This is a genomic window from Paludisphaera rhizosphaerae (assembly GCF_011065895.1).
In the GTDB taxonomy this organism is placed as follows: domain Bacteria; phylum Planctomycetota; class Planctomycetia; order Isosphaerales; family Isosphaeraceae; genus Paludisphaera; species Paludisphaera rhizosphaerae.
In genome coordinates, this window is the sequence record NZ_JAALCR010000089.1 from 1 (window position 1) to 1229 (window position 1229).

Sequence of the window (1229 nt, forward strand, 5' to 3'; positions counted from 1 at the left end):
ACGTCAGCGACGTGCTCGGCCCCGGAGACAGGCTTCGCTACAACCAGTTCGGGGAACGGATCGTGGAACGCCTGGTCGGAAGTTTCATTGCGGACCGGACGTCGTTGACCGCCCTCCTGGCCGTCGGAGGCGGGATCGTCCCGCTCGCCGCCATGCCGGCGCCGAATGGAGGAGGGGTGGGGCCGTATGCGCGTCTCGTCGGGATCGATCCGGCGTTAACGGCCGCGGCGCTGCAAAGCGTTGGTCCAAACAGGCAGAACCTCGGTCATATGCTGTCATCCATCGGAGTGCCGCCGTCGCAGGCGACGACGCTGGTCAATCGGATTGTCCAGCCGCCGGCGGGCGTCACATCAGTGCCTTCGACAATGACGGCGATGAATATGGCCACGTTCAACGCCAATCCCCTTTATAACGTCGGCGTGGAGATCCCGGTCGACCGCATGGCGGCGGAGGCCCGGCTTTCCGCGGCCGTCGCCCGTGAGCAACTGGCCGCCGACGTGGCGCAGATCGAGGCGTACAACGCGCCGGTCCGCGCGGTCAACGAGCGAACCGTGGCCGTCCTGAAGGAGGCGAGCGGCCGTGACCTGGGGAATGATCGCGACAGGTGGATGGACTGGTTCGTCGACCTCCAGGGCTACGGCCAGCCGATCCGCTCCGAGAGCCAGCCGCCAGCCACGATCGTCGAGGAAGTCCCCATCGCCTACCAGCCGCAGACGGGCCCGATAGCCGTCGCCCAGATCACGGCCCTCTACCGTCCCGGCCCGTCGTGCTTCGCCGGTGGAACCCCAGTGCGAACGATCCAGGGAGATCGGCCCATCGAGTCGATCCGGCCCGGCGACCTCGTCCTCTCCCAGGACACGACCAGCGGCCGGCTCTCCTACCAGCCGGTGGTGGAAGTCCTCCACAACCCGCCCAACTGGACCTACAAGATCGACCTCGGCGGCGGCGAGACGGTCCACCCCACCGGCATCCACCGCTTCTGGAAGGCTGGGCACGGCTGGATCATGGCTCGCGAGATCAAGACCGGGGACAAGCTGCGGACCGTCGGCGGCGTGGTGGAAGTGCTCTCGGCCGAGAAAGAAAAGGTCCAGCCGGTGTTCAACCTGCTGCTCTCCGGCGGCGACAACTACTGCGTCGGCGGTCTCGGCCTGGTGGCGCATGACAACGGCTTCGTCGAACCCGTGGCGCAACCCTTCGACGGCGTGCCGGCCACGGCGGAACTGGTCGCT

General features: G+C 67.4%; 1 protein-coding gene. It reads left to right on the plus strand.

What is annotated here, in order from left to right:
• Positions 1–374: 374 nt before the first annotated feature.
• Positions 375–1229: polymorphic toxin-type HINT domain-containing protein (locus tag G5C50_RS32100; protein WP_206107948.1), on the plus strand; the 855-nt coding region annotated here is incomplete at its 3' end.